This is a genomic window from Streptomyces sp. NPDC058459 (assembly GCF_042721685.1).
GTDB lineage: Bacteria > Actinomycetota > Actinomycetes > Streptomycetales > Streptomycetaceae > Streptomyces.
The window spans coordinates 1-4744 of the sequence record NZ_JBHXLV010000320.1; the positions used below are offsets into that span (position 1 = coordinate 1).

The 4744-nt window shown below is 70.6% G+C and carries 5 protein-coding genes; 2 read left to right on the forward strand and 3 right to left on the reverse strand.

Translation table 11 applies throughout. From position 1 onward, the window contains the following. The first annotated feature begins 91 nt into the window (after nucleotides 1–91). Nucleotides 92–1108, forward strand: coding sequence for an IPT/TIG domain-containing protein (locus ACFWN1_RS31710; protein WP_384369699.1), 1017 nt, complete (start codon nucleotides 92–94; stop codon nucleotides 1106–1108). Between the two features lie 162 nt (nucleotides 1109–1270). Continuing rightward, nucleotides 1271–1783, forward strand: a complete 513-nt coding sequence (locus ACFWN1_RS31715) for an Ig-like domain-containing protein (protein ID WP_384369702.1) — start codon at nucleotides 1271–1273, stop codon at nucleotides 1781–1783. A gap of 127 nt (nucleotides 1784–1910) precedes the next feature. Here ACFWN1_RS31715 and ACFWN1_RS31720 read toward each other — a convergent pair whose 3' ends face one another. From ACFWN1_RS31720 to ACFWN1_RS31730, 3 genes are all read right to left on the reverse strand, one after another. Then, entirely contained in the window at nucleotides 1911–3641 is a 1731-nt protein-coding gene (locus ACFWN1_RS31720) for a cytochrome c biogenesis protein DipZ (RefSeq protein WP_384369705.1), read from the reverse strand. 41 nt (nucleotides 3642–3682) lie between these two features. Next, complete coding sequence (locus ACFWN1_RS31725; RefSeq protein ID WP_384369708.1) at nucleotides 3683–4024, reverse strand: hypothetical protein; 342 nt, start codon at nucleotides 4022–4024, stop codon at nucleotides 3683–3685. A gap of 69 nt (nucleotides 4025–4093) precedes the next feature. Next, nucleotides 4094–4564 (reverse strand): polyketide cyclase, encoded by a 471-nt coding sequence (locus ACFWN1_RS31730; RefSeq protein ID WP_384369711.1) that lies wholly within the window; start codon nucleotides 4562–4564, stop codon nucleotides 4094–4096. Between the last annotated feature and the right edge of the window lie 180 nt (nucleotides 4565–4744).

Here is a 4744-nt window from a genome sequence, read left to right on the forward strand (position 1 = left end):
GCCTCGTCCTCCCCGGCGCGGCGACTCCCGGACCCGGGCCGGGGTTCCCGCCGGCCCCGGGCTTCGCCCAGGCTGCCATTGGAGCATCCGCATGCCGCCCACGATCACTGCCATCAGTCCCACACAGGGGCCCACGACCGGGGGTACGACCGTCACCCTCACCGGCACGGGGATGGCCGGGGCCACCGCCGTACGCTTCGGCAGCACCAACGCCACTTCCTTCATCGTCAATTCGGCCACCCAGATCACCGCTGTGAGCCCTCCTCACGCGGCGGGGGCGGCGGCGGTGACGGTCGTTCATCCGACCGGGAACAGCAACTCGGTGACGTTCACCTACGTCGCGGCACAGGTGCCCCAGGTGACGGGTGTGTCGCCCGTCAACGGCCCGACAGCGGGCGGCACCGGTGTCATCCTGACGGGGACCGGCTTCACCGGGGCGACGGCGGTCACCTTCGCCGGGGTTCCGGCGACGACGTTCCTGGTGAACTCGGCCACCCAGATCACCGCCGTCACACCCCCGGGAACCCCCGGAGCCGCAGAGGTGAAGGTCACCACCCCAGGAGGCACCAGCGCCCCGGACGCGTTCTTCTTCTACGCCGCCCCGCCCACGCTCCAGAGCGGCAACCCCGTCCAGGGCCCCACGGCCGGCGGCACCGTGGTCACGCTGAACGGAAGCGACCTGCTCAACACCAGCGCCGTCCTCTTCGGCCCCGCCAACGCCACCTCGTTCACCGTGGTGTCGGCGACGCAGATCACGGCCTCGGCCCCTCCCGGGACGGGCAGCGTGCCGATCACGGTGATCACACCGGGCGGTACGAGCAACCCCCTGGCCTTCTCCTATGTCGCCCCGCCCACGCTGACAGCGCTGGTACCCGGCAGCGGTCCGGCAGCCGCGGGCACCGTGGTGACCCTCACCGGCTCGAACCTGGCCACCGCATCGGCCGTCACCTTCGGAGGTTCGGCCGTCCCGTTCACCGTGGTGTCGGACACGAAGGTCACCGCCGTCGCGCCTGCGGGCGCCCCCGGGCCGGTCACGGTGACCGTCACCACCGCGGGCGGTACCAGCCCCGGCCTGACCTTCACCCGAACCGCCGCGCCCGGCATCTGACCTGTCCGCTCACCCGATCGCCGGGCGAGCGGCGCAGCCGGCTCATCCGACCGGGCTACTTCGGGCGCCATGTCCCGGCAGAGCGGCGGCGACCGCCATACCGTGGGGCTCCCCACGGCACCCGCGCCCTGCGGACCGGGAAGCGAACAAGGAACCGAACCGGTGCACATCACGCCACGCAGAGCGAGACTGACCGTCGCCGCAGCCCTGGCCACCGTACTGGGACTCGCCTCACCCGCCTGGGCCGTACCGTCGAGCACCACCGTGACGGCCAGCCCGCAGTCGACCACGGTGAACAACCCCGTACAGCTCCTGGCCACGGTCGACTGCCCTTCCGATCCCACCGGCGGCCTCGGCGTCACGTTCTTCGACGGCAGCGACCTGCTCGGCACCGTGCCGGTGAACGCCGGCGGCCAGGCCGGCTATACGGCCGCTTTCACCACCGCCGGCACCCACACCATCACCGCCGCCTACAACGGCAACGCCGACTGCGACGCCTCCAACAGCACCACAGACGTCCAGGTCACCGCGGCTGCGACGACCCCCGGCACCACTCCCGGATTCTGCTTCCTCGCCTGCGGCGGGCTGATCAACTTCAGCGTCGGTGACATCACCAACAACATCAACACCTCCGCCCCCAGCGCCGGCTCCCGCACTCAGTGGCCCCACCGCTAGTCTTCCCCGCAGGCTGCCAGGTGGCGTCAGGTGTCGTCGGCGGTCCTTGCGGTCGCCGGGCCGGGGGCAGACCGCACATCCCCTCGGCCAACCGCTGCCGGGTGGCGACGGCGGCGCGCAGGGGCGGTCAGCCGAAGGTGAACGAGTAGGCCTGCACGCCCGCGCCGACGCGGAGTTCGAGCCGTGCGTCCCGGGCGTCCTTGTCGTCGACGAGGCGGTACATGGTGGGCGTGCCGTCGATGTCCAGTTTCTTGACGAGCCTGCCGTCGACGAGAACGCTCACCGGCCCTTTGCCGCCGAGCACGAGGTTGACGTTCTTCGCCCGGTAGCGGAAGGCGAGGCGGGCATCGCGGCCGGCGGTGAAGTGCTCGTAGCCCGCTGTCCAGGTGCCGTCCAGGGACAGGCGGCCGGCGGGGAGACCGGCGGGGAAGTGGTACGTCTTGGGGCGGTCGTCCAGAAGCGGGTCGCCGACGTAGCCGCTGATGCGCAGGTTGCTGAGATAGGTCTCCGGGGTGCGCTCGTCGGTGAGGCGGTCATCGTGAGCGCCGGTCCTGGGAGGCAGGGTGACGGAGGGGTCGGCCTGCTTCAGGAGCGTGCGGATCAGTTCCTCGGTCTGCGCGTACTGCCCCTCGCCGAACTTGAGGTAGCGCACCGTGCCCCGGGCGTCGATCAGGTACTTGGCGGGCCAGAAGCGGTTGCGGTAGTTGTTCCACGTGGTCAGCTTGTTGTCGAGCGCCACCGGGTAGGTGACGCCGAGCTTGCGTGCCTGATCGGCCACGTTGTCCGCGTCCTTCTCGAAGGCGAACTCGGGCGCGTGCACGCCGATCACCTCGAGTCCCGCCTGCTGGTAGGCGCGATCCCATGCCTCGATGTGCGGCAGGCTGCGCTGGCAGTTGATGCACGAGTAGGTCCAGAAATCGATCAGGACGACCTTGCCCCGTTCCGCACGCAGATCGACCGGGCGTCCCTCAGGGGTGTTGAGCCACTTGGTGATACCGGCGATGGGCGGCGCCTGCCCGCACGAGCGCAGCTCGTCCACACCGTCCGCGCAGCGCGACAGCTCCTTGTTGGAGTTGTCGTAGAGGCCCGAGAGCTTCTGGCGTACGACCGTGTTGTCCTCGATCCGGCTCTGTGCCCCGGCCGTGTAGTTCGGCAGTGAACGCTGGATGGCGTCGGTGACGTCGAAAGCGAGCCCCGCGGCGAGCAGGACCATCAGGGCGCCGGCCGCGATCCGCAACTTCCTGGCCCGTTTACGGAAGGCGCCCACGCGCTCGGCCACCCGGCGTCCCGCGAGTGCGAACACGAGCAGCGGCAGGGCGGTGCCGATCGCGAAGGACAGCGTCAACGCGACGATGCCCAGGTTCAGTTCGCCCCGTGCGCCGGCGACCGTGATGGCCGCGAGCACCGGTCCCGCGCACGGCACGTACAGCAGACCGAGTCCCAGCCCCAGGGCGAAGGCGCCGCCCTCCTTGTTCACCTGGCGCTGCGGCAGCCGTGCGAACGGCCTCTCCAGCACCCGCTCGACGGCGGGAAAGACCAGGCTCAGGCCGATCAGGATCAGCAGGGCCAGCCCGACGTACCGCAGGATGTCCTCCGGCAGGCCCAGCGCGGAGATGATCGTGACTCCCAGCAGCGTGAAGAAGCTGAAGCTGAGCACGAGCCCGGCGACCACCGCGTAGGGCCGGCGGTTGGGGGGTGCGGGCGCCGGAGGACCGTCCTCCGTGAGCGCCTCTTTCGCGCCGGGTGGTGCGACGCCTTGTCCGCCCGCGAGGAACACCACGGGCAGGACCGGCAGGATGCACGGCGACACCGCCGTGATCAGTCCGCCGAGCAGCCCGATCAACACCAGAACGACCACGACAACGACCTCCGAGACTCATGCCGGCCCCTCGGGTCCGGTCACTCATGGTCCGGAGTCGACGCCGTCCCCGGATTGGTCCCGGGCTCACCTTCGTGCCGCAGATGCGACCCCGAATGGGCATCAAGCCTTGCGGGTGAGAGGTCGGCGGCCCGGTCGCCGCAGCTCCGGCGGGCCGGGTCGCGGGGTTCGTCGTGGGGGCCGGTACCGACCACGGCGTCATCGCCCCGGTAGCGGGTGGCCAGCGCCTTCAGGTCACCGATCCAGATGCTCTCCGGGACGGCGGAGGTGTACCAGAGCACCGACCGGGCCGAGGAGTCGGGGCGGCGGTCGAGGACCACCTTCAGGCCGAACGAGCCCGCGTGACCGACGATCTTGTCCATGATCTGGAGGGAGTCGAGGCCCTGGAGGCCGGAGTCGGGACGGGACCCCGCCGGATGCCCCGGAAGCGGTTACGAGTTCTGTGCGACCGTGCGGGCGAGGATTCCGAGCGTGGCGCGCAGGCCGGCCTCCGGGATGACCGGAAAGATGCCCGCCTCACGGTACTTGTCGTCGATCTGGCTCCAGTCGTAGTACGAAGTGACCAGCGTGCCCGACTCGTTGGGCGTGAGCCGGTACCCGTACAGGTGGCGGATGGGCGGCTGGATGGTGCCCGAGATCGTCCATTCCAGGAGCGCGTCGGGTTCGTAGCCGGTGATGATCACGGTCACGTCGTAGCGGCCCATGGGAAGGTCTCCGAGGGCCTCCCGGTCCATGTGGACGAGGAACTGGTCCCCCACCGCGCTCACCGGGTCGCCCTCCGCGGACTGCAGCATGCCGGAGCTGTCGATGGCCACGTGGCCCTGCGGCGAGCGCAGCACCTCGAAGATCGTGGAGGGGGACGCAGCCAGCCGGCGCGTGACTTCAAAGCGGTCCGTCGTCATGCCACACCCTTACATGCCTGCTCCGGTGAGCCCGCGGCGGGGGAATCCGACGCTCGAAGCGATCCTCACGGACCGCTTGTCTCGGTCGCGCGCGCGGCGTCACGGGGACGCCCGCGCCGGCACCCGGCGCCGTCACCGGCCCCGTACCGGCGCGCGTCACAGCCCTGTCGACTCCGGCGC